Source organism: Candidatus Eisenbacteria bacterium, assembly GCA_035712145.1.
Classification (GTDB): Bacteria; Eisenbacteria; RBG-16-71-46; order RBG-16-71-46; family RBG-16-71-46; genus DASTBI01.
In genome coordinates, this window is sequence record DASTBI010000140.1 from 1 (window position 1) to 24,487 (window position 24,487).

Below are 24,487 nucleotides of genomic sequence, written 5' to 3' on the forward strand. Positions count from 1 at the left end.
GGGCTCCAGGCCATCGACCAGCCGCGCAACCTCACGACCCGCGATGTCGAACACCGAGAGCCTCACGCGCGCCTCCTTCGGCAGCGCATAGGCGATCTCCGCGGGACCGGTCGTGGGATTGGGCCGGATGCTCACCGAGAATGCCAGCGGCGCAGGTTCCTCCACACCCGTGACGTTCGGCACGAACTCGGCCCTGACTACCTTGTAACCACCCATTGTCAGCTGGAGCGGATTGCTGGTGCCGGATGCGTCTCCCAGCCACTGATTGAACTTGAAGCCTTGGTTGGGCTGCGCCACCACTGTCGCGACTTCGCTGGAGTTCCAGCACCACTTGGACGTGGTGATCGATCCGTTGGTCCCGCCACCGTCAAGGAGGAACCCGCCTCCGAAGTCGAGCCTGTACGCCGTATCGAGCTGCACGTCGAACGTGCCGCCGCCGAATATCAATACGAGATCGTCATCGGGATCGTAGGCAATGGCGGGACTAGGGATGCTTCCAAGCGTCGCCCCACCAGACCAGTTCTGCGACCAGAGCGGCTGATCCGCATCGAGCTTGAAGTCGAGAGTGGTGACGTGGCCGGACCAATCGCTCTTCAAAAAGATCGCTCGGTCACGAATGGGGTCGTAAAGAGCTGGCCCAAAAATCCCCTTGGAAGCACCCCACGGGTTCAGGTTCGTCCACGTGGGCGTCCCGGATAGCGACAGCGCCCACGCGCCGTCGGAACTCGCAGAACTCGACATGACAACCATGCGATCGCGCACCGGGTCGTAGATCGCCCCCGCCACCGTTCCCGCAGGGGGGCCAGTGCCGAGAGGGAAGACCTGCGTCCAGGTCGGTGTTCCGGCGAGCGTCAGCTGCCAGACATCACTCTGTGGCGTGTTGCAAAGCTGGCCGCACCGCACGCTCCCACCGAAAAGGAGCATCCGATCGCGGAGAGGATCGTAGATGACCCCAGCGCCCGATCGTCCAGATGGAGGAGTCCCTGCGGTCACGATCTGCGACCAGGTCGAAGGACCTCCCCCAAGCGGGAGGGCAAAGAGATTCGAGTGGTACGAACCAAAGCCCGATGTACCTCCGAAGGTGACAAAGCGATCCCGCACCGGGTCGTAAAAGGATCTGACGTCCCACTGCCCACCCGATCCTGGGGACACCTCCGTCCAGGTCGGCGCGGGGTTCATGGTCAGGCCCCAGGTGTCTCCGATTGGAAATCCTGAATTCCTGATTCCGCCGTAAATCAAGAAGCGATGGCGCACGGGATCCCAGATGGCCGCGGCGAACCTCCGAGGAGGTGGCTTGGTTCCCGTCGGAGGCACCAGTGACCACCCACCACAGGTGGGCGGTGGGATCGTGAAGTTGGCTGTCACGTTCATATTGCCGGTCACCGTCATCATGACGGGGTTATCCGTGCTGGTCACATCGCCGCTCCAGGCGCTGAACTGGTATCCGGTGATTGGATTGGCCGTGAGTGTGACCATCGACCCCGTCGCATAGAACGACTGGTTCGGACTCTTGGTGACGGTGCCGGTCCCCACCGGTGACACGGACGTCGTGACCGTGTTGGCATCGAAGGTCGCCGTGATGTTCTTCGGCCCGTCGACAATGATCGTCAGGGGGTTTTCGCTACCGCTCGCGTCGCCGCTCCATCCCACGAAGGGCACATTCGAGCTGGCGGTCAGCGTCACTTGTGTTCCGGGAGCATAGGTTGGCTGGTTGGGGCTCTTCGAGACCGTGCCGCTACCGGTAGGGACGACCGTCACGTTCACCGGGTATCCGACGAAGTTGGCAGTGATGCTCTTGCTCGAGCTCATCGTGACGGTAAGCGGATTCGTGGTTCCGCTCGCATCACCACTCCAGTGCGAGAACCCATAACCGAATCCGGCAAAGGCCGTTAGGGTCACCATGGTTTCAGGAGCGAAGCAACGTCCGCTGGGACTCTGCTGGATGGTCCCAGCAGCGACGGGCGAGACTGAGAGACTGAGAGAGTAAGTCCCGGCTGGGAACGACAGGGCGACCACGTCGTTACGCATCGAGCCCGCGGACCCGCACGCCACGGCCCAGCGATCGTTGCCAGTGTCGAATGCGGCACCAGCGCCCTGCCTACCCACTGGAGCAGAACCCACCAACTGGAGCGTGCCCCAGGAAGGGGAACCACCCAGGCTCAAGTACTGCGTCGACATTGGATTTTCGCTGGCGACGAGCATGGCGTCCCGGGAGGGATCGTAAACGGCCACATGATTGGCAGCTGTGGTCGGTGTGCCTTCAGCCGTAACCGTGCTCCAAGTGGGTGTGCCTGCGAGTGCTAAGGCCCAGACCGTCGCGTCACTGTTCAGCCCACCGAATACCAGCATTCGGTTGCGGGGCGCATCGAACACCGCGCTGTGTTGCCAATGAAGTGGCGGCGGACCTCCCGTCGGGCTGAGTGGAGTCCACGTGGTGGAGCCGCCGAGCGAGAGGGCCCAGACGTCACCCAGCACGTCGCCCTGCGATGGCCCCCCAATGCCTCCATAGATCACCATCCGGTTGCGCGGTGCGTCGAGAATGGCAGAGTGCTGCCATCGCGTAACGGGAGGCGTGCCCGACGGAGTGAGCTGCGTCCACGCGGCTGTTCCCGAGAGCGAGAGTGACCACACGTCGTTCAAGCCACCCGAGTTCGCCGCGCCCCCATAGACGACCATTCGGTTACCGACTGGGTCGAAGACCGCCGTGTGAGCCTCGCGTGGGCTCGGTGGCGTGCCGGTAGGGAGGAGTTCGGTCCATCCCCCGCCTCCGGTCAGAGCATATGCCCAGACGTCGTTGAAGCGGTTTGTCCCGTCCGCGCCGCCGAACATGACCAGCCGCTGGCGCGGCGCGTCGTAGATCACCGTGGTCTCGGACCTCCTGTTTGGGAGGTTTCCCGTCACCAAGAGCTGAGACCACGATGTGGAATTATTCGTGATTGCAAGGGCCCAGAAGTCGTCCTTATCGAACGAAACCATTCGACTGCGCAGCGGGTCGTAAACGGAAGCGAAATAGAACATCGGCGGCGATGGCGTCGGCCCGTTCGGCGACAGATCGGTCCACTTGATCGGGTTCGTGAAGCTCAGCGACCAGACATCCGTGAATTGTCCGGCGTCGCCAACGCCCGCGAACATGAGCATGCGGTCGCGCGGAGCGTCCACGATGGCGGTGTGGCCGTACCGCATCGGTGGCGGTCCACCATTGGGAACGATCTGAGTCCAACTTCCCGACCCCGAAAGGGAGAGCGCCCATGTGTCGTTCTTCTGGCCGGACAGGGCAGGATCGATGCCGCCGAAAACCACCATCCGATCCCGCGGGCCATCGTAAACGGCGGAGTGGGCCTCCCGAATTGGGGGTGGTGTTCCAGACGGCGTGACCTGCGTCCATGTGGGAGTGCCGGAGAAACTCAGCGCCCAAACGTCGTTCAGAACGATGTTGTTATTGTTTCTGCCGGCGAAGACAACCATGCGGTCCCGGGTCCCGTCGTAGATGGCCGTGTGGTAGTAGCGAATCGCGGGCGGCGTGCCCGCAGGCGACAGCTGGGCCCAGGTTGGGGTTCCGCTGAGGTTGAGTGTCCACACGTCATTCATCAGCAGCCCGGCCGTCGAGCCGTTGGTGCTGGCATTACCACCGAAAATGACGATCCGGTCCCGGCTCGCGTCGTAGATCATCGAAGGCGACAAGCGACCGAGTGGAGGAGTCCCGCTGGTGTTGATCAGGGACAGCGTCGGCGTCGCGCCAAGCGATAGACTCCACACGTTGCCATCGTAGGCGGGGGACGCCCCGGTGTTGATTCCGCCGAAGATCAGCAAGCGATCGTGGACCGAGTCGTAGACCATCACGTGCTGACGGCGCATGAAGGACGCTCCGTCAGGAGTAAGTGTCGTCCACGTGCCGCATCCCAGAGCCGCCTGAATGGCATCGATGGAGGTCGAAGAAGCACCTCGTGACATCGACGCCTGGGGCGATTGTGCCAAGGCGACGTGACCCAGTGGGCTAGTCTGAGCAACGAGAGAAAAACAAAGCGCGAGGAGTGCGGATCGGGGATACATGCAGCCTCCTGCTCAATGGCGCGGCAGGAGGAATGTTACGCCCCGGTCAACCCCTCGGCACCACTTTTTCGGGAGCGCTGCCCATGAACCGGCAACCTCTACGCTCGCTCCAGGATCACCGCGATGCCCTGGCCGCCGCCGATACAGGCTGAAGCCACGCCGAACTGCTTCTTCCGCTTCTGCAGCTCGAGCAGCAGCGTATAGATGAGGCGGGTGCCCGTGGCGCCGAGGGGATGGCCGAGTCCGATGGCGCCGCCGTTCACGTTGACCTTCTCGCGGTCGAGCTCGAGATCCTTCTCGACCGCCAGGTACTGCCCGGCGAAGGCCTCGTTGATCTCGATGAGGTCGAGCTGGTCGAGCTTCATGCCTGCGCGCTCGAGCGCCTTGCGGATCGCCGGGGCAGGACCGAAGCCCATGACATCGGGATCGACGCCGACCGAGGCGAACGCGCGCACGTAACCGAGCGGCTTCTTGCCGGCGGCCTTCGCGTTCTCGGCGCTGGTCACCACCACGGCCGCGGCGCCGTCGACGATGCCGGAGGCGTTGCCCGCGGTGACGAACGACTCGGGGCCGAACGCGGGCGGAAGCTTCGCCAGCCCTTCGATCGTCGTGCTGGGGAAGAGGTGGTCGTCCTTCTCGACCATCACCGACTTCTTGCCCTGCTTCACCTCGACCGGAACGACCTCTTCGGCGAATCGGCCGTTCGTGTTGGCCTGGTTGGCGAGCGTGTGCGACCGCAGCGCGAACTGGTCCTGGCATTCGCGCGAGATCCCGTACTTGCGCGCGAGATTGTCCGAGGTCTGCGCCATGAACAGCCCGCAGTAGCTGTCCTTGAGCGCGACCATCAGCGAGTCCTCGAGCTGCCCCTGTCCGAGCCGGAATCCGCCACGCGCGCCGCGGATCACGTGCGGCGCCTGGCTCAGGTTCTCCATGCCGCCGGCCAGCACCCAGGTCGACTCACCGGTCTGGATCTGCTGCGCCGCGCTGACCACGCTCTGGAGACCGGAGCCACACAAGCGGTTGACGGTCAGTGCGGGAACGGTGCGAGGAATGCCGGCCTTGAGCGCCACGTGGCGCGCCCCGTAAAGCGCGTCGCCCGAGGTCTGGAGCGCGTTCCCCATGATGACGTGATCGATCGCCTTGGGATCGATGCCACCGCGTTCGAGCGCGGCCTTGGCGGCCACGGCGCCGAGGTCGAGTGCGGAGACGGAAGCCAGCGCGCCGCCCTGCAGCCCGTCGCCCCGCTTGCCTCCGATCCACTCCGACATGGGAGTGCGAGCGCCCGAGACGATGACGATGTCTTTGCCATTGGCGGACATGGAGATGGCTCCTCGAGTTCGAGTAGAAGTCGGAGCCGGCGAGCGCCGGCGACAGGGCTTTGGATGCGAAGGGCGAGGCACCGTAGCAAAGCGCCCCGGCGAGGCTCAAGCCGGCACTGTGGATCCGTTGCGGATCGCACTACTGGAGGACGGCGATGCTTCGAGTCCAGGTCCCACAGGAGGTCGCGTAGCGGAAGCTACCGCCGCTTCAAGATGGTGTAAGTCGCGAACAGATCCTTCTCGAGATCCATCGGCCGCTCGCCGGCATCCCAGCCCAGCGCGTGGGCCATGCGTCGTGCGGCGGGGGAATCGTCCTTGTCGAACGCGACCACCTGGAAGCCCGTCCTTTCCAACAACCCACGATCGAACGGGCAGCGGCCATCGGCCCAGGGGATGTAGGGCTTCCCCGGCGGCGCAGGTGCGGGGCAGAGGTTGTAGATCATCACGAGACCGCCGGGCTTCACCGCTTTCGCCAGCGTGGCGACATAGATGGAGTCGTCCACCCCCAGGTGCACCATCATGCGCGGATTCACCGGCTCGGCGGGATGGATGTAGCCGCGCTTGAGCGTGTTCTTGGAGATGAAGAGGTCATAGCCGCTCCCGACTTCACCAACGAGTGCCGCCTCGGCAGGCCATTGGCCGTGATGCAACACCAATCGGCCGCCGCCGACCGCGCCGACGTCGGGTGCATAGAGCGTGCGCAACATCGGGTCGACCTCGATTCCATGCACCTCCGCTCCCTGGCCCGCGAGCAGGCGCAGGTGGCCGATCGTGCCGTAGCCGAAGTCGGCGATCTTCTTCCCCCGCACGTCGCGAAGGCCAGCGTCGGCGAGGATCTCGAGCGGCCGCGCGTAAGCGAGCGGAGACCCATAGCGGGTGGTGTAATAGAAGGTTTCGTCGAGCGTGCGCCTCACCAGGCGCGCGCGCTGCGTGTCGGGGAGTGCTGTGGACTCGCCTTCGGTCCAGCAGCGAGTTCGTGCCGAGTCACAGAGGATGGTTCGCGGCTCGACGCGCGGGAGGTTCTTCACACCCGCGAGGAAGCCGGCGACGAGCTTCGAGCGGAAGAGGGGGCCGACCGCCTTGGCCTCTGTCGCGAGCACGGCGACCTGCGATGTCGAGTCGGGGGGCGCGGCGATCACGGGTGTGGCGCACAGCATCGAGGCGACCAGCAGGAAACGAGGCATGGCGGAATCCTACGACGCTCGAGCCTCCGAGCGGTCGGTAGGAGACCGACGCCGCCAGAGGGTATCCGGGCGCGGCGAGTGGGCCTTTGCTAGAGTCTTTGCCATGAAATCCCGCACCGAGCACCTGACCATGAACGTGCCCAGCCGGCGTGGGTTCGTGAACATCACGCCGGAGGTGGAGCGTGTGGTCGAGGAGAGCGGCGTGAAGGAAGGCATGGTGCTCGTCAATGCCATGCACATCACCGCGAGCGTCTTCATCAACGACGATGAGTCGGGCCTCCACCACGACTACGAGCTGTGGCTCGAGAAGCTCGCGCCTCACGCACCGCCAGGCCAGTACCGGCACAACGACACCGGCGAGGACAACGCCGACGCGCACATGAAACGGCAGGTGATGGGCCGCGAGGTGGTGGTCGCCGTCACCCAAGGAAAGCTCGACTTCGGCCCGTGGGAGCAGATCTTCTACGGCGAGTTCGACGGACGGCGGAAGAAGCGTGTTCTGGTCAAGGTGATCGGCGAATGAGCAAGTCCTCGCGTCAGAAGATCGCGTGTCGCGTCCGCGGAGTCGAGCCGGAGGACGTTCGCGACGTCTGGAAGCTGCTTCGTGGACTGGCCATCTACGAGAAGCTCACCGAGACGCTGACCGGCACCCCAGAGACCCTGCACAAGGCGTTGTTCGGGAGCGGCCCCCGCGCCGAAGCGCTGGTGGCGGAGCGCGAGGGCCGCTTCGTCGGATACGCGCTCTTCTTCCCGGTCTTCAGCTCCTTCCGATCACGATGGCGGCTCTGGCTCGAGGACTTGTACGTGGCAGAGGATGCACGTGGGACTGGCGCCGGAGTCGCCTTGATGTCGGAGCTGGCCAGGATCGCTCGGCAGCGCGGATGGGCCTCGATCGACTGGGAGGTGCTGGACTGGAACCGATCGTCGATCCATTTCTACGAGCAGCTGGGATCGGCCCGAGTCGCGCAGGACCTCCTCCGCTACCGCCTGGACGGCAACGCTCTCGAGGCGTTGGCGAACCAGGCTTCGGACCCGACGGCTACCTGATCAGCCTTCGAGCAGCTCGCGCGCACGCCGCGTCGCCTGCACGACCGACTTGATCAGGGTCACCCGCAAGCCTCCTTCCTCGAGCTCGAGCAAGCCGTCGATCGTGGTTCCCGCGGGCGTGGTGACGTTGTCCTTCAGCAGCGCGGGGTGCGAGCCGGTCTCGAGCACCATCGCGCCCGCGCCGAGCACGGTCTGCGCGGCCAGCTCGGTGGCGAGGTCTCGGCGCAGCCCCATCTTGACGCCACCTTCGGCCAGCGACTCGATGACGACGTAGATGAAGGCGAGCCCGCTCGCCGAAAGGCCGGTGATGGCGTCCAGGTGCTTCTCGTCGACCACCACGACCCGGCCGACGGCGCTGAAGATCTGCCTGGCGATCTCCAGATGCGAGTCGTTCGCATGACGCCCTCGCGCGATACCGGTGATCGCGCGCTTGATCAATGCCGCCGTATTGGGCATCGCGCGAACCACGGGCAGCTCGCGGTCGAGGTGCTTCTCGATGAATGGCGTGCTCACCGAAGCCACCACCGAGATCAGGAGGTGATTCTCCCGCCACACGCCCCGCAGCTCGTCCAGCACCGGAGCCGCCTGCTGTGGCTTCACCGCCAGCACGACGAGATCCGCGTCTTCCACGGCCGCCCGATTGGACGCCGCGGCCATGACCTTCAGCTCGGCAGCGAGCTGGCGTGCGCGCTCGCCGGATCCGGTCGTCACCCGAATGCGTTCAGCCGTCATCGCGCCCGCCTCGAGAAGGCCACGCATCAAGGCCTCGCCCATCTTGCCGGCGCCGATCACCGCAATGCGTTGTTCGCGAATCATGACGGTGGGTTCGTGCTCCAGTCGTAGAAGCCCTTGCCGGTCTTCCTTCCATGGAGTCCCGCCATCACCATGCGCTTGAGCAGCGGCGGCGCGGCGAAGCGCGGCTCCTTGAACTCCTCGAACATGATCTGCGTGATGTAGTACGTGGTGTCGAGGCCCACGTAGTCGCCCAGCAGCAGCGGGCCCATGGGATAGCCGCAGCCGAGCTTCATGGCGTTGTCGATGTCGTCGCGGCTGGCCAGTCCCTGCTCGAACACGCGCACTGCGTCGAGCATGTAGGGGACGAGCAGGCGGTTGACCACGAAGCCGGTGGAGTCGCCACAATTGACGGCGGTCTTGCCGATGGCCTTGCACCAGGTGTTGACCGAGTCGAGCACGGCCTTGTCGGTGCGCACCGTGCGCACCACCTCCACCAGTTTCATGAGCGGGACCGGGTTGAAGAAGTGGAGTCCGATCATCCGCTCCGGCCGCTTCACGAACGTGGTCATCTCGGTGATCGAAAGGCTCGAGGTGTTCGACGCGAAGATCGCTTCCGGCTTGCACGCGGCATCGAGCGTGGAGAAGGTCTCCTTCTTGACACCGATGTTCTCGGTGATCGCCTCGACGATCAGATCGCAGTCCTTCAGGTCCTCGAGGTTCGTGGTGCCCTTCAGATTCTCCTTCACCTTGTCGAGCTCGAAGGGCGCGACTTTCCCCTTCTCGACCCCGGCCTGCAGGAATTTGGTGATCGACGCGAGCCCCTTGTCGAGCAGCTCCTTCGAAACTTCGCGCACCACCGTCGGGAATCCGGCCTGGGCGCTGACCTGAGCGATGCCGCTGCCCATCAGGCCGCAGCCCACCACTCCGACTTTCTGGATCGCCATGGAGCGAATGCCTCCGAGAGAGAGTTCGTGCGGAAACGAGCCGGCGGAGGATACACGAGCTCGATTCTCCCCGGGCCCCGTTTCCGCTAGAGTGGATTCCTTCGTTGCGCCCCGCCATTCGGTTGGAGGCCGTGTTGACCCCCTCGGTCCTGGATAGCCTGGTTCTCGACAACATCACCAAGATCGTGCTGCTCGTCCTCGACGGCGTGGGCGATCTGCCGCATGCCGACCAGGATTGGAAGACGCCGCTCGAAGCCGCGAAGACGCCGAATCTCGACGGAATCGCGTCGCGTGCCGCGCTCGGCCGCATCCTGCCCGTCGCTCCCGGCATCACGCCGGGCAGTGGCCCAGGGCATCTGGCGCTCTTCGGCTATGACCCCATCGAGACCACGGTCGGTCGCGGTGTCCTCGAGGCGCTCGGCGCCGGGCTCGGGCTGAAGCCGGGCGACGTCGCTGCGCGCGCCAACTTCTGCACCCTCGACGCCCAGGGCGTGGTGACCGATCGGCGCGCGGGTCGCATCTCCACCGAGGTCTGCGAGCGTCTGGTCTCCGAGCTGAAGAACAAGGCCGCCGAGATCGAGGGCGTCGAGGTCGTGCTCCAGGCCGGCAAGGGGCATCGCTTCGTCGCGGTCTTCCGCGGGAAGGGCCTCGGCGGCGAGGTGAGCGACGCCGACCCGCACAAGGAAGGAAAGCCGATCCCTTCGTCGCAACCCGTGGTGAAAGGTGCGGCGGCCGAGAAGACGGCGCGCGTCGTCAACGCGTTCGTGAAGCGCGTGGCCGAGGTGCTGAAGAGCGAACATCCTGCCAATGCGGCCCTCGTTCGCGGCCTCAGCGAGCGTCCGGCCTTCCCCGGCTATCGCGAGCGATTCAAGCTGGGAGCGGCGGCGATCGCCGCCTATCCGATGTATCGCGGCGTCGCGCAGCTCGCCGGCATGGACGTGCTGACCACCGGCGAGGCCCCGGGCGACGCGTTCGCCACCGCGGGCGCGCGCTGGAAGGACTACGACTTCTTCTTCGTCCACGTGAAAGGCACCGATATGGCGGGAGAAGACGGCAACTTCGCCGCCAAGGTGGCCGCCATCGAAGATGTCGACCGGGCGCTCCCGGAGCTGCTGAAGCTCGAGCCCGACGTGCTGTGCATCACGGGCGATCACTCGACGCCGGTGGCGATGCGTGGGCATTCGTGGCATCCCGTGCCAACGTTGGTGTTCGGGCGCTGGTGCGGGGCCGACCGCGCGGATCGCTTCCATGAGAAGTCCGCGCGAATCGGCAGTCTCGGCACGTTCCACAGCAAAGACCTCATGGCCGTCCTGCTCGCGAACGCGTCGCGGCTGGACAAGTACGGAGCCTAAATGCGTTTTCGGTTCATGCTTCTGTCGCTCGCGTGGGTCGCCTTGGCCGGGCGCCTCGCACAGGCGCAGCCTCCATCACCGCTCGATCCATCGCTGTTCGCTTTTCCCGGCGGCACCATGAATCCTCCTTCCGCCGCGTCGGCAGGCCTGGCGGGCGCCGATCAGTGGCTCGGTGACGAGCCGTTCCATAACCCTTCCGTCATGGGCAGCCGCCGTGTCGTGCTGTCCCCCGAACTGTTGCGCGTGAGCCGGCAGGATCTGCGCGCCGACAACCGCAACTTCGACGACAATCCTCTGTTCATCGATCTCGCCGGCGCCGCGGTGGCAATCCCGCGAGTGCCGGTGTGGATCTACGTCTTCCAGCCCGGGCTCCGGTTCGAGGACTTCGTCTTCAACCGCGGCACCGGCACCGACCCATCGGTGCAGCCCGCGGTCATCACGGCGCAGAGCGACATGCGGGAAGGCCGAGCTGGCGTCTCCGCGTCGGCCGGATGGGGGCAGTTCCGCGGCGGGCTCGCGGTGGAGTGGACGCGGCGTCAGGACCGGTACTTCGTCCGTGAGCAGTCGGGATCCCCGGATCAGGGAGATCGCGAGCTGAGCTTCGAAGGCGACGCCTTCGGGTACAACCTCGGCTTCCGGTACGACTCCGCAGACTCCGGCGCCGGGCGTTTGACGGTGGGCGCCGCGCTGCGGGCGCTCCCTGCCATGGAATTCGATGCCGAGCAGGTGCTCACGCTGTTATCCGGCGACAGCGCCGCCATCATCCCCGTGGAGCGCGAGGCCGGATGGGAGGGGGGCCTGTCCGCTCGCTACTTCGTCACACCAGCCTTTGCGGCGCTCGCCGCCTTTGGCATGCGCACCGAGCAGGAGTGGACGGGCTTCGACACCACGGCCGGCGCGTTCACCATGTGGCGAGTCGGGATCCACTTCCACGATGCCCGTGATCCGTGGACGGCGCGTCTCGCATTCGGGATGGACGAGCAGGACGATTCGCCCGAGCCGCGCGCCAACATCCTGGGTCTAGGGTTCGGATGGAATCTCGAAGGCGTCCAGCTCGATCTCGGAGTCCAGCACGCCAGCATCGAGCGGACTGACGCGCCCCGCTCGTACGAAGATCGCGTGGTCGCGACCGTCGTCGTGGGTTTTTAGACCCAGCGCCACATCGCTGAGCACTCCGTGGTGGTCAAAGGGCATGGATCTGCTCCATGCTTGTGGCGGTGGCAAGCCGATCTCCCCGGAGGCTTCATGAGTCCCCGCCGGCTCCCTCGGTCATTCGTGGCCGCGGCGTTCCTTTCGCTCGCACTCGCCATCTCTGGCTTCGCCGAGGCGCGAGTTCTCGTCCTGCGCACCGATGGAAGGGGTGACGTCTCGACCTTCCAGGCGGGAGTGGACGAGCTCCTCGGCGAGCCCTCGGAGTGGGAGCGCGACACGCTCCAGGTCCATCCCGGCACCTACGATGAGGACGTGTCGCTGGAGGCTACGCGACGATTCGATGCCGCGATCCTGTGCATCGGGGGTCCTGATCAGACCGAAGTGCGGAGCCTTCGCGGCTTTTCGACTCCGATCGACGGGTTAGGCCACCTCTCGATCCGTGGCCTGCGAGTGCGCCATCACGTGGGACTGGGGGTCGACCTGCCAAAGCCATTCTCGATCCCCGCGTTGGTCATCGAGGATTGCCGATTCCTGGGCGATGTGGACATCCCGAGAGCCTATGGCGGTGGCAGCAGCGGATTCATCGGGTGCGAGTTTCTCGGCCGCCTTGCGCTGGGCGCGGCCGGATATCACGTGAGCCGTTGTCGCTTCACCGGCAAGACCGCCCGTCTCGCCCTGTTTACCGACTTCTTCCTCAATGTCGAGCAATGCGTCTTCAGCGGAGCCGACACCGCCGTCGTCACCGTGACGAACCAGACCGACAACGTGTACTTCGAGCAGTGCCGATTCAACGACGTGGCGACGGGAATCGCGGTGACGCTGGATCCCAATGCCTTCGGCCCGTCGAACTACTGGGGTGTCCTGGTCAGGAACTGCGTGTTCGAAGACATCACAGGATCCGCGATTCTCGTGACCGCAGTGGGGCCGCCGCAGGACCTGGTGAGGCGAATCACCATGGATGTTTCGGGCAGCCGCTTCGAGAACTGCGGGAGGGCGATCGACGGCAGGCAATCCGCGCCGCTCGCTCTTCGCATGGCCGCCGATACCATTCTGGCTTCACACGACGCGGGAATCGAAGCCAGCATCGCAGGGGGCTCACTCGAAGGCGTCGTGATTCGGCAGGGTGGAGCGGATGGCGCTCGGCTGACCTTGAAGGACGGGCTCGACTTCAAGGTCGAGGATTGCCACTTCGTCGGCAACGGCGGTGACGGCCTCGGCCTCATCGACGGGCGCGGAGGCTCCGCCTTCGAGGTGGGGCTTCGCCGGAACTCGAGCCTGGCCAACGGCGGCGCGGGGATTCGTCTCGGACCTGGGTCCGCCTCGGATCCCACCGCAATTCTCATCACCCACAATCTCGTCGCGGGCAATGAAGGCGGCGGCCTCCTGATCCAGAAGGCCTATGACGGGCGCACCGAGAGCAACAATGCCTGGCTCAACCAGGGAGACGCGTTCGCAGGGCTGAAAGGCGAGGAAACGAACCTGGAGCTCGATCCTCAGCTGTGTGATCCCTCAGGAAGTGACGTCAGCGTGGCCTCCTTGTCGCCGTGCGGGCCGCAGGGACCCTACGGCCAGATTGGCGCACGGGGTGTTGGATGCAACCGAATGGGTGTGGCGGTGGACGCCTTGCCGAGGTCCCATCGGTGGATCAACACGCAATCGAAGGCCGGAGTGGGGATCGCGATCCTGGGCCAGCGTTTGTTCGATTCACGTCGCGTGGATGCCGCAAGCGTGCTGGCGAATGGAATGGCGGCCTCTCCGCGCCCGAACGGCGCCCACGCCACGCACGTGGAGGACGTCAACCGGGATGGACAGCCCGATCTCCTGCTGTCTTTCGAATCCAGGACCCTGCCCGCTCTGAGCAATGAGCTGAGGCTCGAAGGGCGGACCATCGATGGAGCGGCCTTCGAAGGAGGAGATCAGGTGAAGTTCGCACCCGGAAAAGGAACGCGCCCTTCTCCCGCTCTCGATCCCGGTTCGTTGGCGCTCGTGGTGCCTTCGCCCCAACGCGCCGGCGAGGTCGAAGTGAGCGCGATCGTGGCCGAAGGCGACGCCGCGAAGCTCGAGATGTTCGACGTCACGGGGCGGCGCATTCTGTCTCGAACGCTTTTGCCAGAGGGCTCCGCCCAAAGGGTTCGTCTCCAGGGTGCGGATGACTTGCGAAGCGGCGTCTATCTGGTTCGCATGAGCCAGCGGGGAGCTTCGGTGACGCGAAGAGTGGTCCTCACCAACTGACTAGCTGACCATCTCGCTCAGAACGGTCTCGACGAAGTCCTCGAGCCGCGCCAGGTCGCCAACGTCAGACCCGTTCGAGTCCGACATGTCCGGCGCCAGATCCGTCGCGTCGAGCAGGTCCCAATACGGGTGACGAGCCGAGGGATCGCCACCCGCAGCGATATACGCCGCCGCGAAACGATCCGCGGGCCCACGGCCCAGATGAGCGGCCAGGTTGAGGCGCATGTGCGCCAGATCGATGCCCGCGGGTCCGGTGGCCGCGGTCAGCCAATCGATGATGCCCGTGATGCGCTGGCCGTCCCACAAGGTATTCCAGGGGTGATAATCGCGGTGGATGAAGGTCGAGCGGTGAGCCGGTCGTGGCGACTCGAGGAGCAGCGAAGCCACGCGCTCCCACAGCTTGGGTCGCGTGGACGCCGCAGGTGCGGTCAGGCGCCTGGGATGTTCGTACGGCGCGTAGGTCTTGAGCCTCGTGTTTGGCGGCACGGCGTGGACCGACACCAGTGCTTCCGCAGCACAGGAAAGGTAGCGATCGAGATCAGGTTTCCAGCCGGTGGCTCCAGGGATCCATGACTCGAGAAGCGCGGGGACTTCGCCCGATAGATCCACCGCGTGCAGGGTCGGCGCCGGGACTGCGGTGCCGGCCAGCAGCTCGAGCGCCAGCGCCTCGTTGGCCGGGTCGTACCATGGGTCTTCGATCAGACGCCTCGCTTCGGGATACCGGCGCAGCACGAGACGGCGGCCGGCGCCGTCCGCGAGCACGACGTCTACCGAGTGCTGGATCGTTGCCGTCCGCGACATCGGGACGATGCTCGCGACTCGGGCGCGAGGCTCGAAGGACCGCTCGATCCAGGTGATCACCGATGCCGGAACGGAGTGAGACGCGTCGATCGTGCTCACTGCCCTTCATTTCCGATGCTCGGCAGATGAGCATCCATCCACCGGAGACGATTCTCGATCCAGGCACGGAGGTAGCGCACCTCGTCCTCCCATGTCCTGTGGTAGGCGGGAGGATCGCTTCCAGGGATGGGGCAGTTGGGCCAGACCCGCTGACCCAGCGTCGGCCAGCGCTCGAAGTTGCGTTTGTGCGCGCCTCTCAGGGTGTGCGCTCCTCGGTCGATGATCGCGAGCACGCTGTCGGTCGCGAGCGGCCCGGTGCGAAGCTCGGTCCACCGATGGTTGAGCCTCGCGACGAAAGCCGAGTCGCGAAGCAAAGGGCGCCACCACCGCGGAGTCGCCTTCCTGGTGCGCTTGCTCGTGAAGAATCGAATCAGCCATCCGTCGGTGTCACAGCCGTCGTCGTACGAAGCATTCCCGGTCGATAGATCGAAGTCCCACACGGGGCCCATGCGTAGCGGTCCCCCGCGGTCCTTGTGCATCGAGCAGCTGAAGCGGTACCCGTCGATGTTCTTGAGCAGCTCCTGCAGGAGCAGATAGTCGGCGAACGAGTCGACGTCGATGAACCGCGAGTATCCCCCGCGATCGCTCAACGAATGGGCGGGAGGCAGAGCCGTTTCCATCGAGTCGAAGTAGCTCGCCAGCCAGGCCTTCTGCGCGGGCGCGGGGCGATGCGGGACGACGAAGATGATGGTGTCCCGATGCGTGCTGAGTGGATCACCCGGCAGTGTGAAGAAGTCGTCGCCAGGCGCAACACGATCGACCTGGACGATGTAGCCGCCGCTCATGGCCGGGCCGGTCGTGTCTCCCGCCCCGAGCGGAGCGATGCCGAGCCTCTCGGGGCTTCGACCCGAAGCCTCGACCAGAACATAGACGCCCTGATAGGTGAGCCCCCACGCTTGCTGCCGAAGGAAGAGCTCGACGAAACGCGTTCGGGGGCTCGCGAGATGGAGCCGGCCCGCCACGGCGTAGGCGAGATAGTTCCGCATGAGCGACTTGTCGGAATACGGCCCATGGAGCACCCACTCGCTCTCACCGGGTAACCCGAGTAGAGAGGCTTTGGCTCGCTGACCTCGAGCGTCCCGAATCTCGAGGGCATACGACTTCTTCTTGAATCGCAGCGAGCTATGGCCCAGAAGCTCGATGCCGACCGGGCCGCGATAGTCGGGGCGTGACTTCAGCGTCTGTGTAGAGTCGCCCGGGTCGTAATGGATCACCATCTCGGCCGGGACCTTGGGTCGGTCGAAGATGGCCCGCCCCCGGGTGTCGATGGTGACGATCGGCACTTCGGACTTGAACGGAGAGCAGCCCGCCAGGAGAACGACCATCGCGGCGCTGGCAAACCCAATCAGGTGTCCCATCAGGCGATAGGGCACACGGCATCCCTCGACTTGCGGCGTAGGCCAGGAGGGGAGAGATCGATTCTGGCCCAAACCGGCCGTCCCAGTCGAGCCGGCCCGGTTGTAGGGCAGGGGCGACAGTTTTTCCGGAGGATGACTCTCAGACGAAAGGGCCGACGACGGTAAGTGGTGTTCTCACACCGCCTGAGTGCTTCGGAGCTGCCCGGCCCGCTCCGTGCTTTGGGAATGACACGCCACACTCACCACGGAGGGTTCCATGTGCCGCCCCTCGCGCTGGGTGCGCAGAGCGGAAGTTGAGCGTGGCCACTCGAGTTATCGTCGGCTGCATTTCGGCAAGGGGATGCAGTCGACGCGGGGGTGGCCGCGCTCAACTTCTCGTTTCCGGGGCGCCTCCCTCAACGGCCCATCGACGGTGCTGATGGTTCAGGCGCTGTGGGGAGCGGCAGCCGTGGCTCTGCTTCGACGCGGCACGCAGGCTCACCATGCCCGCAGTGCCAGGGAGCCGACCGTAGCTGCGAGCACTCCAGCATCCAGCGATCGTAGCGTCAACGCGATACGCGCGTGCTCAGGCCGATCGGGATCGCACTGATCATGACGCCCAGAAGCACTTCGTCATGCTTGTTGGCGTTCACGAACAAGCCCGGCGAGAAAGCGCCGACCCGCAACAGGCCGGGGTAGGCGTTCACTTTCAAACGGTAGCGAGTGGTATTCGCCCACTGGGCCGAGAAGAGCAGCGATCCGTTGCGGTCGTAGAAGAAGCCCACTGACGGCGCCAGTCGGGTGGTCCGAGTGTTGTCCTCCAGATCCACGAGCTCGCGCGCCCGCATCCCGACGGCGAGCGAGTACGCCGAGCTCCCACGTCGGTAGCTCAGGCCCCCCTCCCCATGGTTGCCGAAGTAGTAGAAGAAGCTCCAGCTGCTCGTGCGGGGAACCCCTACCTTGATCGAGAAGTTCTGCCCGTGATTCTCGATCGTTCCCTTCTCCGGATCGATGGCGGGTTGCCCAGACCAGTCGGACAGATGCAGGCGACGGCTGAAGAAGGCGTTCACGCCTTCGTTGGAGAAGAGGAGAATGCTGGCCGGATCGAAGAGGAAGAGATCGGCGACCGGATCGGTGGTCGCGCCCAGCTGCGTGTCATTCTCCACCACCTCGTTGAGAAGGTGATAGGCCGCGAGCGTTGTGCCGGCCCACAACTTCGGCCTCGGGTATCCCTGAGCCTGGTACCACTCGCGCATCATCGTGTAGCTCATGCCGCCGCCAATGAGGTGCAGCGTATAGTTGGGCCAATACTGTGCCTTGTTCGTGTTGATGCTGATCGGGATCACCTCTCTCTGCAGGAAGTCCCACCAGCCTGCGGCCTCGATCGCGCGTACGGGATGCCGCACATTTCTCGTCACGGCGCGCCATCCATTCTCGAAGTCCACCGAGCCGAGCCGATTGTCGCGATTGTCGAACTGCAGGATTCCGAACCCGCCATTGATGATCAACCGCAAGGGATGCACCAGGGCGTCGCTGCCGTATGGAAGCTGGTGATAGAACCAGCCCTCGCGTGGCGGGTTCGGCTCAGCGAGGCGCATGGGATTCCAAGGGATTGCTGCGCGCTCCATCGCGGATCCCGAGGGCGACGCAGCCCGACCGTCATCCCAGGGGGTTGAGCCGTTGGTGATCTGCGCGGCGCTGTCGGCGGCAAACGGAGAAGACGCCTCCATGGTCGAGGCGCTCACTTCGATAGGGGCAAGGATGATGAGCGGCAACAGCAACCGCAAACCCATGGAGGAGTCTACTCTCAGGTCAGACCGTGGCCGAGCATGGCAGGAGATCGATCACCTTACCCCAAATCCGCGGGCGACAACCGAGAGCCTCACCGGCACGCAAGCTCGGACGCTACAATGCCTCAGCTGCGAGAGTGGCGGAACTGGCAGACGCGCTGGACTTAGGATACGGGAACATGGGGAGTCACGAGACGCCACGAGGCGTCAAACGGGCTCCCCGCCTCGTTCTCGCCGTGGCACCACGTAGCACGGCGCGTCACCGTGCACCATCGCCCGCGCGAATCTCGAGCACATGCTGGGGCACAGCGTCGCCGAGCGCGACGCGTCGGTCAGCAGGCTCGTGAGGGCTCGACGATCCGGCGGAGTGGGTCCGGGATCACTCCGGACTTGGCCAAATGCAGGTGGCTGTCGGGATGTGGCGGAGGATCGCCGCGAATTGTGTGGCGTCGCGTTGGACTCAAGCTGCAGCCTGGGCACGTGTACCAATCGTCGCGCGGAAGTAAGCGGGTTGCCCGTCCTTGGCGTGGCATCGAGGACAATACGGGCCTCGCTCCCACCCCTGAGCTGCAGGTTCCAGTAGAGGTTGTCGTCCCCCAACGACAGGTCCAGTCGCACGCGGAGACGCTCATTTAGGGAGGTGTTCTCCGCTAACAACTCCGCGTTTTGCTGACCCATCTTCGCAGCCTCCACCAGCGCGTCGGAAAGTCGCTTTTGAACCTCGACGTTCCCCACGCTCTTGACCGCTTCCAAGGCGGCCGTGATTCCGCCCAGGACGACGGTCAGTGGTTTGGATGTCCAAGTGGTTCCTCCTGTCCCAACGGTCAGCGCATGATCATCTTCGGGGGGAAGAGCGCGGAGGATCGCACGGCCATGTGACGGACGCGGCAGGGGGCCTGAGCCCGATCGCTGGCCAGCGAGCAGGTCCCGCCTCAACCTGCATCTTTGTAGGTTAGAGCGGATGTGCCGAACGCTCCGTCGTGACACCCCGCAAGGTGGTTCGATTCGGTCCTAGGGTGAGGTTGGGGTCGTTCTCGTTCTTGATGGGTCGCGCGCTGGCGCCCGTCAGCTCGTTGTCGATGACGAGCAGTTGTGCGCCCGGGGCGTTCTCGATGTTGTATGTATGGTGGGGGCCGGTGGCGTTGGACATGCGATTGTCCCGAATGACGATGTTTGTGGACCGCCCGTCGGCAATGTTGACGTTCGATTCGCCGGCGAAGGCGCCGAGCACCGGATCGTGCAGATCGTTATGGAGGATGCTGATGTTGTCGTGTGCTCCGAGAACATGGATGGAAAAGCCCTGCGTCCGTATGATGCGGTTACGCAGGATCCGGGTGTTCGAAGACTTGATCTCGATGCCCTTGCCGATGCTGGGCGAGCCGATGTCCTGGATGACATTGCCGATGATCGTGAAATCCCGGCCCTGATTGGTCGAAACACCCGACCCGAACACGCCTGTAATCACGTTGTCGGCGATCGTGACGCGCGAGCATGGGGTCACATTGTGATCTGTAACGATCGCCCCGCCTGGCCCAACTGTGCTACTAATGCAGACGTTGCCCACGACCTTCCCGTCGGACGAGTTCTCGAAGACGTCGATGCAGGAATTGGCCGAGCCGGGATTTCGACAGGTGTTCTCGGTGATGGAGAACCTCGTGACTTCGGATACTTCCAGGCAGTCCTGAGCTCTGTAGCGAATACCCACGTTCATATCCTCCACGCGGTTGTGGAAGAAGGTCACGTCGGTGGCTCGGACAGCCTGAATCCCCTCGGTCACATCATGGACGTAGAGGCCACATGCGACGCAGCCGATGGCGGGCCTTGCCGCGCTGACGCCTCTAAAGTCAAGCGCTGTGAGGGCCGTGCCCGTGAGCTCCATGCTGTGGATCTGAACGTTGATGTTCGGACCCGTGGAGAGGATGGCGCGACCCGTGAGGTTGCTGCCGTCGATCTTCCCGCCCCTGACGGTGATGTCCGAGCACACGGTGGAACCGTCCCCGATCTTGAGCAGGTCGATCCCGGCGGGGAAGTTCGCGAGGGCCTTGATGGTGGCCCCGGGCGCCAGCGTCAGTGACGTGCCTGAGGCCGTGATTGCGAGCTGCCCGTCGACACCGTAGATGCCGGCCGGGACGAACACCTCCGCACCCGCACCTGCGGCGAGAGCGGCTTGAAGAGCGTTCTTGTCGTTCGTGACTCCATCACCTGTCGCCCCATAAGCTTCGACGTTGAAGACCTTCTTCGTCCCAGGTCGGGATCCGCCCTGCCCAAGGCAGGGCTCGTGCGTCATGCCTTCGAGCACGGCCGTTTCGGGGAGGCTGGGCTCAAACGGCTGGTCTGCGCGTTCTGCGCAGGCCGTGAGGAAGATGCCCATGAGGGGGGCCAAAAGCGAACGGGTGTTCATCGCGAATCCTCCAACCAGGGCTCGCACCCCTTTGCGCGAAGCTTAGCTGCGTCCCTCACCATGCGCCGTTCGTCTGGATGGGGCAATACGGCCTTTTCTTGAGGACGTACGGGGACAGTCTGACCCCTGGAAGCCTGGTGGATTCGTCGTGAGCGGGGGTCCACGGTCGGCGCCATTGTGCTCCTGCTGGTCTACAGCATGATCAAGGGCAAGTCGGCTAAGAGCCCCGCCTGAGAGGCCCAGCGGCAGTTTGGTGCGCCCCGCGAAGGAATCGAACCTTCAACCTACTGATCGAGAGGCTCTAATCGCGCCGCCGCGCTCCCGCGATCCATACGAGTGACAGAAACGCGAGAGAGGCGACCGTCGCGGCCTGGAGCAGGGGATGCGCCCAGCGTAGGCGGTGCATGATCACCGGCCCGAACGAGTCGCTGCGAATGCGGTGTGAGCCAGGCGGTGGCCATGGCGATCACCGGCCACAAGTCGGCGGCGGTGTTCTCGCGCTACGACATCACCGACACCCGCGACATCCGGGCTGCACTCGCGGCCTTGAGCCAGACCGAGCACTCGGGCACAGTTTCGGGCACATCGAAGCGGTAACTTGTTGTGCGAGAGTGGCGGAATTGGCAGACGCGCTGGACTTAGGATCCAGTGGGGAAACCCGTGCGAGTTCAAATCTCGCCTCTCGCACCAGCACTTCTTGGACGACGAGCGCTGGGTCGCCAACAAGCAAGTGGCCGGAGCGTGCTGCGCGGCTCAGGCGGGGCGGCTCCTGGGGTCTCCCAGCTCGTGAGGACGCCCGAGCTCACGCCAGGCGAGCACGAACAGCGCGGGGATCGCGAGCAAGACCAGGATCCGAATGATCCCCGCGAGGTCGAACGCGTGATCGGCGACGAAGAGGAGCTGGTCCTTGGTCTTCATGTCCAGGTTGATCCCGTACCCGAACGAGAGCTGCCCGGGGCTCAGGCTCGCGCGGTCGAACGTCTTGAGGAAATAGAAGAGCCAGCCCTCGAGAAAATAGAGCGCCACGAACAGCCTGCCCACCCACGGCTTCGCATCGCGAACCAGCGCCAGCCCGGTCACGAAGAGGATCAAGGCGACCGGCTGCAGGGCGAGGTGGGAGATCCCCGCCACTTCTCGGTTGGGAATCGTGAGAAAGCTCGCGACGAACGTGGCCGCGGCGAGCCCGAGGAGGAATCGGGTCTCCTGTTTCCTCCAGAAATACTCGGGCAGGCCGCCACCGATGCGCCCGACCACCAGCGTCACGAGCAGCGTCGTCGAGATGCTGCCGATCAAGGTCCCCGACCAATAGAGATGGAGCGCGTCGTACAGCCTCCCGGGCAAGTTCTCCTGACCGAACCAGCGCGCGACGCCCGTTCCATCCCAGAAGGGAATCAGAGTGGTGGCCAGGTTGTAGCCCCACTGCTGGACGAGCCCGGACCAACCGATCGCCGCGAAGTTTTCTGCTGTGGCGTGTGACGCGAGCGTGCGCTTCAGTCCGAACGCTCGCGCCGACCACAGGAGCCACAGACCCAAGGTTGGAATCATCGCAACCGCCACGCTCACCACGGGCCCGATCGCCAGCTTGCGGCGGAGAACGGTGAAGACCCAATGAGCGCCGATCAGCGCCGCGAGCGTTCCGCTCGAGAAGTGGCTCACCACGGCGGCGCCCAGGGCCAGGAAGGCCGGGGAGTAAAGCCGAGCGTCCCTCTCGATGTGCGCTCGCATGTAGAAGTACACCCCGGTGAGCATGCAGAAGGTCGTGAGCATCCGCGACCAGGGATAGAGGGCGTTGGTCGCTACCACGGGGTGAACGAGCAGACATGCAAAGCACAGGGCGATGCTGCGAGGGCGCCCGTCTTTCGCCAGTCGGCAGTAGAGGAGCGTGGCGCCGAGAAATGCCAGCACGCCCAGGAACGCGTGCGTCGTCTGATAGCTCGCGAACGCGCTCCCGTTCGGCCCTGCAAACGCAGCGGCCACGACGTTGAACAGGGGTGGCCGCGCGGTCAGAGAGATCCCGGTTGGCCTGGTTCCGTCGACGAAGTAGAGGGTTCGTCGGTAGTGCTCGAGCCAGTCGCCCATCCAGCCGCCGCCGTAGAGGACTGGAAGCGTCACCGAGCAAACCAGCATCCACACCGCGGCGCCGAGCATGAAAGCGAAGATCGCGAGTTCTTCGCGCGAAGGGGCGCATCCCCGGCCTACGTTGCTCGCCGCAGTGAGCGCGACGGGGATGCCGAGCGCCGTCCACTGACGGGCACCGAAGGGTAGCCCGGCGACGAGCCCGATCATGTGGATCGCGCACAGCCAGACGACGCCGGCGAGCAGCGCCAGGGTCACGCGCTCGAGGGACGAGTAGGATCGGAGTGCGGCCCCGATGGCGGCGCGCGGCAGGAGAAAAGCGAGGATCCACTCGACCAGGTGGCCCATGCAGCCCACTCTCCCCGCTCGAAGCGGGAAAGTCGAATGGGCAGCCGTCTTGGGCGGGGGCCGGCTAGCCTGGGGATTCTTACCTCCGGAGCAACGCCACGGACTTGCATTCTCGTGGCGACTCGTGTGGACTCCTGTCGCCGTTCTTCTCGCCTCCCACACCTCGCGCTTCGTCGTCCTTCAGCTTCCGCCGTTGGCTAGCTCCTCGCGCCCGAATGGGTCGAGGAGGGATCGCATGACTGGAGGGATGCCATGAAACGACTTGCGCTGATGCTGTTGCTTCTAGCCTCGACGCTGCTGATCGGGCTTGCCGAAGCCGCGCCCGCGCCTCAGGTGATTTCCAAGCTGGCGAGGACCTCCATCGTCGCGCCCCCCGAATGGGACGGCTACTGGACCACGGTGGACTCGATCTACACCTGTGAGGGCGGGCTCATGAACGCGAGCCCAGGCGCGGATACGATTTGTGGCGGCAAGGATTACGCGCAGACGCCGCCCGGATCGACTCTGCAGCTCGTGTGCACGGGGAACGCCGACGCGACCACGATCGATGTGACGTGTACCGGATCGGGGCAAGTCGACGTCGACTGCTTCGCCGAGTACACCGTCGTGACCCATAGCACCCGCACCGCCGACACCTACTTCACCGTCAGCACGATCAACATTGTCTATTCGGGTGCGGGGTGTCCCGTTCCTCCACAATGCATCCAGGTCAACTCCCACGGAACCCGCACGGGCGCGGCGCCGCCGGACTTCTGCGCAACGGCGACGAAGAAGACGACCTGGGGCCAGATCAAGGCACTCTATCGGTAGACCTCGCCAGGGCAGGGAAGGACGAGAACCCGCGCCAGATGCCTCGTACGCTGAGGCGCGGGACACAAAACCCATATAATGTCCGCCATGCGCATGCGGGCCGCCGTCACGCTGGCCATCCTGGCCCTGGTCCTGATCATCTCGTGCTCCAAGGACAAGGATCCGGTGCGCCCGCGCACCGTCGCCATCGAGGACCCGCGAAACGTGATCGAGCGCTTCCAGCGAGCGTTCGTGAATCGAGATCTCGTGGCCCTCGACTCCGCCCTGACCACGTCGTTCGGCTACTTTTACGGCTGCCTGGACAGTGCGGGGGACCTCCACCTCGTCCTGGGCCCTTTCCGGGACAGCGTTCAAATCGCTGCCCAGCGTCTGTTTCACGACGGAAGCGCGAGCTATTCACCGGCCACCGCGATCTCCGTCCGTCTCGACAACCTGTTGATCAGCCCGGATCAGAACGATCCGGCGCACCGCCAGCTCGCCTCCTGCGACGCCAGGGTGGTCGTGGTCACGATGCAGGACACGCTGCATCTTGGCGGCTTCGTCGGGTGGAGTTTGATCCGTGGAGACGCGATATTCCCGGTCGACTCCACCCGATGGTGGATCGACAACTGCGTCGAGGTCGCCTTCGTCGATCCGGGCCCGCCGCCGAGTTCTCACCGACAACGCCAGGCCATGCTTCGAGCGCTGGAGAGTCTCCGCCGGCCTCCGCGGCTCTCATCCGCTCGGGTCGACTCCACCGACTGCGACTCGCTTCTCCACGCCCAGTGGAGCTACGCCCTTCGGCGTTATCTGGAATAGGGATTTCCTGGC

Annotated in this window: 18 protein-coding genes and 1 tRNA gene; 9 read left to right on the top strand and 10 right to left on the bottom strand. The window is 64.8% G+C overall.

Annotated features, from left to right (window positions below):
* The 3 genes from VFQ05_08605 to VFQ05_08615 all read right to left on the bottom strand — a co-directional run.
* A partial coding sequence (locus tag VFQ05_08605) for a kelch repeat-containing protein (protein ID HET9326817.1) occupies window positions 1-3,810 on the bottom strand: 3,810 nt, incomplete at its 3' end.
* Window positions 3,811-4,148: 338 nt separating this feature from the next.
* A complete protein-coding gene (locus tag VFQ05_08610) occupies window positions 4,149-5,369 on the bottom strand; it encodes an acetyl-CoA C-acetyltransferase (GenBank protein HET9326818.1) in 1,221 nt (406 codons plus the stop codon).
* Window positions 5,370-5,566: 197 nt separating this feature from the next.
* Window positions 5,567-6,553 carry a hypothetical protein gene (locus VFQ05_08615; protein HET9326819.1) on the bottom strand — a complete coding sequence of 329 codons (987 nt, stop codon included), beginning with the start codon at window positions 6,551-6,553 and terminating at the stop codon, window positions 5,567-5,569.
* Window positions 6,554-6,656: 103 nt separating this feature from the next.
* Between VFQ05_08615 and VFQ05_08620 the strand changes: the two genes are divergently transcribed.
* Together VFQ05_08620 and VFQ05_08625 are read left to right on the top strand one after the other, a co-directional pair.
* Window positions 6,657-7,076, top strand: coding sequence for a secondary thiamine-phosphate synthase enzyme YjbQ (locus VFQ05_08620; protein HET9326820.1), 420 nt, complete (start codon window positions 6,657-6,659; stop codon window positions 7,074-7,076).
* Complete coding sequence (locus VFQ05_08625) at window positions 7,073-7,600, top strand: GNAT family N-acetyltransferase (GenBank protein ID HET9326821.1); 528 nt, start codon at window positions 7,073-7,075, stop codon at window positions 7,598-7,600. The genes VFQ05_08620 and VFQ05_08625 overlap by 4 nt, the downstream gene beginning before the upstream one ends.
* Here VFQ05_08625 and proC read toward each other — a convergent pair whose 3' ends face one another.
* Window positions 7,601-8,416: a pyrroline-5-carboxylate reductase gene (gene proC / locus VFQ05_08630; GenBank protein HET9326822.1), complete on the bottom strand. Its 816-nt coding sequence runs from the start codon at window positions 8,414-8,416 to the stop codon at window positions 7,601-7,603.
* On the bottom strand, window positions 8,413-9,279 hold the full coding sequence (locus tag VFQ05_08635; GenBank protein HET9326823.1) for a 3-hydroxybutyryl-CoA dehydrogenase: 867 nt from the start codon (window positions 9,277-9,279) through the stop codon (window positions 8,413-8,415). The genes proC and VFQ05_08635 overlap by 4 nt, the downstream gene beginning before the upstream one ends.
* A gap of 134 nt (window positions 9,280-9,413) precedes the next feature.
* Between VFQ05_08635 and VFQ05_08640 the strand changes: the two genes are divergently transcribed.
* The 3 genes from VFQ05_08640 (at window position 9,414) to VFQ05_08650 (ending at window position 14,015) form a co-directional block, all read left to right on the top strand.
* Complete coding sequence (locus VFQ05_08640) at window positions 9,414-10,631, top strand: 2,3-bisphosphoglycerate-independent phosphoglycerate mutase (protein HET9326824.1); 1,218 nt, start codon at window positions 9,414-9,416, stop codon at window positions 10,629-10,631.
* Entirely contained in the window at window positions 10,632-11,780 is a 1,149-nt protein-coding gene (locus VFQ05_08645; GenBank protein ID HET9326825.1) for a hypothetical protein, read from the top strand.
* Between the two features lie 96 nt (window positions 11,781-11,876).
* Complete coding sequence (locus tag VFQ05_08650) at window positions 11,877-14,015, top strand: right-handed parallel beta-helix repeat-containing protein (GenBank protein HET9326826.1); 2,139 nt, start codon at window positions 11,877-11,879, stop codon at window positions 14,013-14,015.
* Here the strand turns inward: VFQ05_08650 and VFQ05_08655 are convergent, their stop codons facing one another.
* The 4 genes from VFQ05_08655 to VFQ05_08670 form a co-directional block, all read right to left on the bottom strand.
* Complete coding sequence (locus tag VFQ05_08655) at window positions 14,016-14,915, bottom strand: aminoglycoside phosphotransferase family protein (GenBank protein HET9326827.1); 900 nt, start codon at window positions 14,913-14,915, stop codon at window positions 14,016-14,018. It lies immediately after the preceding gene.
* On the bottom strand, window positions 14,912-16,288 hold the full coding sequence (locus VFQ05_08660; protein HET9326828.1) for a CotH kinase family protein: 1,377 nt from the start codon (window positions 16,286-16,288) through the stop codon (window positions 14,912-14,914). Before VFQ05_08660 ends, VFQ05_08655 begins: the two co-directional genes overlap by 4 nt.
* Window positions 16,289-16,818: 530 nt before the next feature.
* Window positions 16,819-17,850, bottom strand: a complete 1,032-nt coding sequence (locus tag VFQ05_08665; GenBank protein ID HET9326829.1) for a hypothetical protein — start codon at window positions 17,848-17,850, stop codon at window positions 16,819-16,821.
* A 1,144-nt stretch (window positions 17,851-18,994) separates the two neighbouring features.
* Window positions 18,995-20,443, bottom strand: coding sequence for a glycosyl hydrolase family 28-related protein (locus VFQ05_08670; protein HET9326830.1), 1,449 nt, complete (start codon window positions 20,441-20,443; stop codon window positions 18,995-18,997).
* A gap of 441 nt (window positions 20,444-20,884) precedes the next feature.
* Between VFQ05_08670 and VFQ05_08675 the strand changes: the two genes are divergently transcribed.
* A complete protein-coding gene (locus VFQ05_08675) occupies window positions 20,885-21,040 on the top strand; it encodes a hypothetical protein (GenBank protein HET9326831.1) in 156 nt (51 codons plus the stop codon).
* An 8-nt stretch (window positions 21,041-21,048) separates the two neighbouring features.
* Window positions 21,049-21,133, top strand: a tRNA-Leu gene (locus VFQ05_08680).
* 63 nt (window positions 21,134-21,196) lie between these two features.
* Here VFQ05_08680 and VFQ05_08685 read toward each other — a convergent pair.
* Window positions 21,197-22,867, bottom strand: a complete 1,671-nt coding sequence (locus VFQ05_08685; GenBank protein ID HET9326832.1) for a hypothetical protein — start codon at window positions 22,865-22,867, stop codon at window positions 21,197-21,199.
* A 252-nt stretch (window positions 22,868-23,119) separates the two neighbouring features.
* Between VFQ05_08685 and VFQ05_08690 the strand changes: the two genes are divergently transcribed.
* A complete protein-coding gene (locus VFQ05_08690) occupies window positions 23,120-23,677 on the top strand; it encodes a hypothetical protein (GenBank protein HET9326833.1) in 558 nt (185 codons plus the stop codon).
* Window positions 23,678-23,755: 78 nt separating this feature from the next.
* On the top strand, window positions 23,756-24,475 hold the full coding sequence (locus VFQ05_08695) for a hypothetical protein (protein HET9326834.1): 720 nt from the start codon (window positions 23,756-23,758) through the stop codon (window positions 24,473-24,475).
* Window positions 24,476-24,487: the final 12 nt, after the last annotated feature.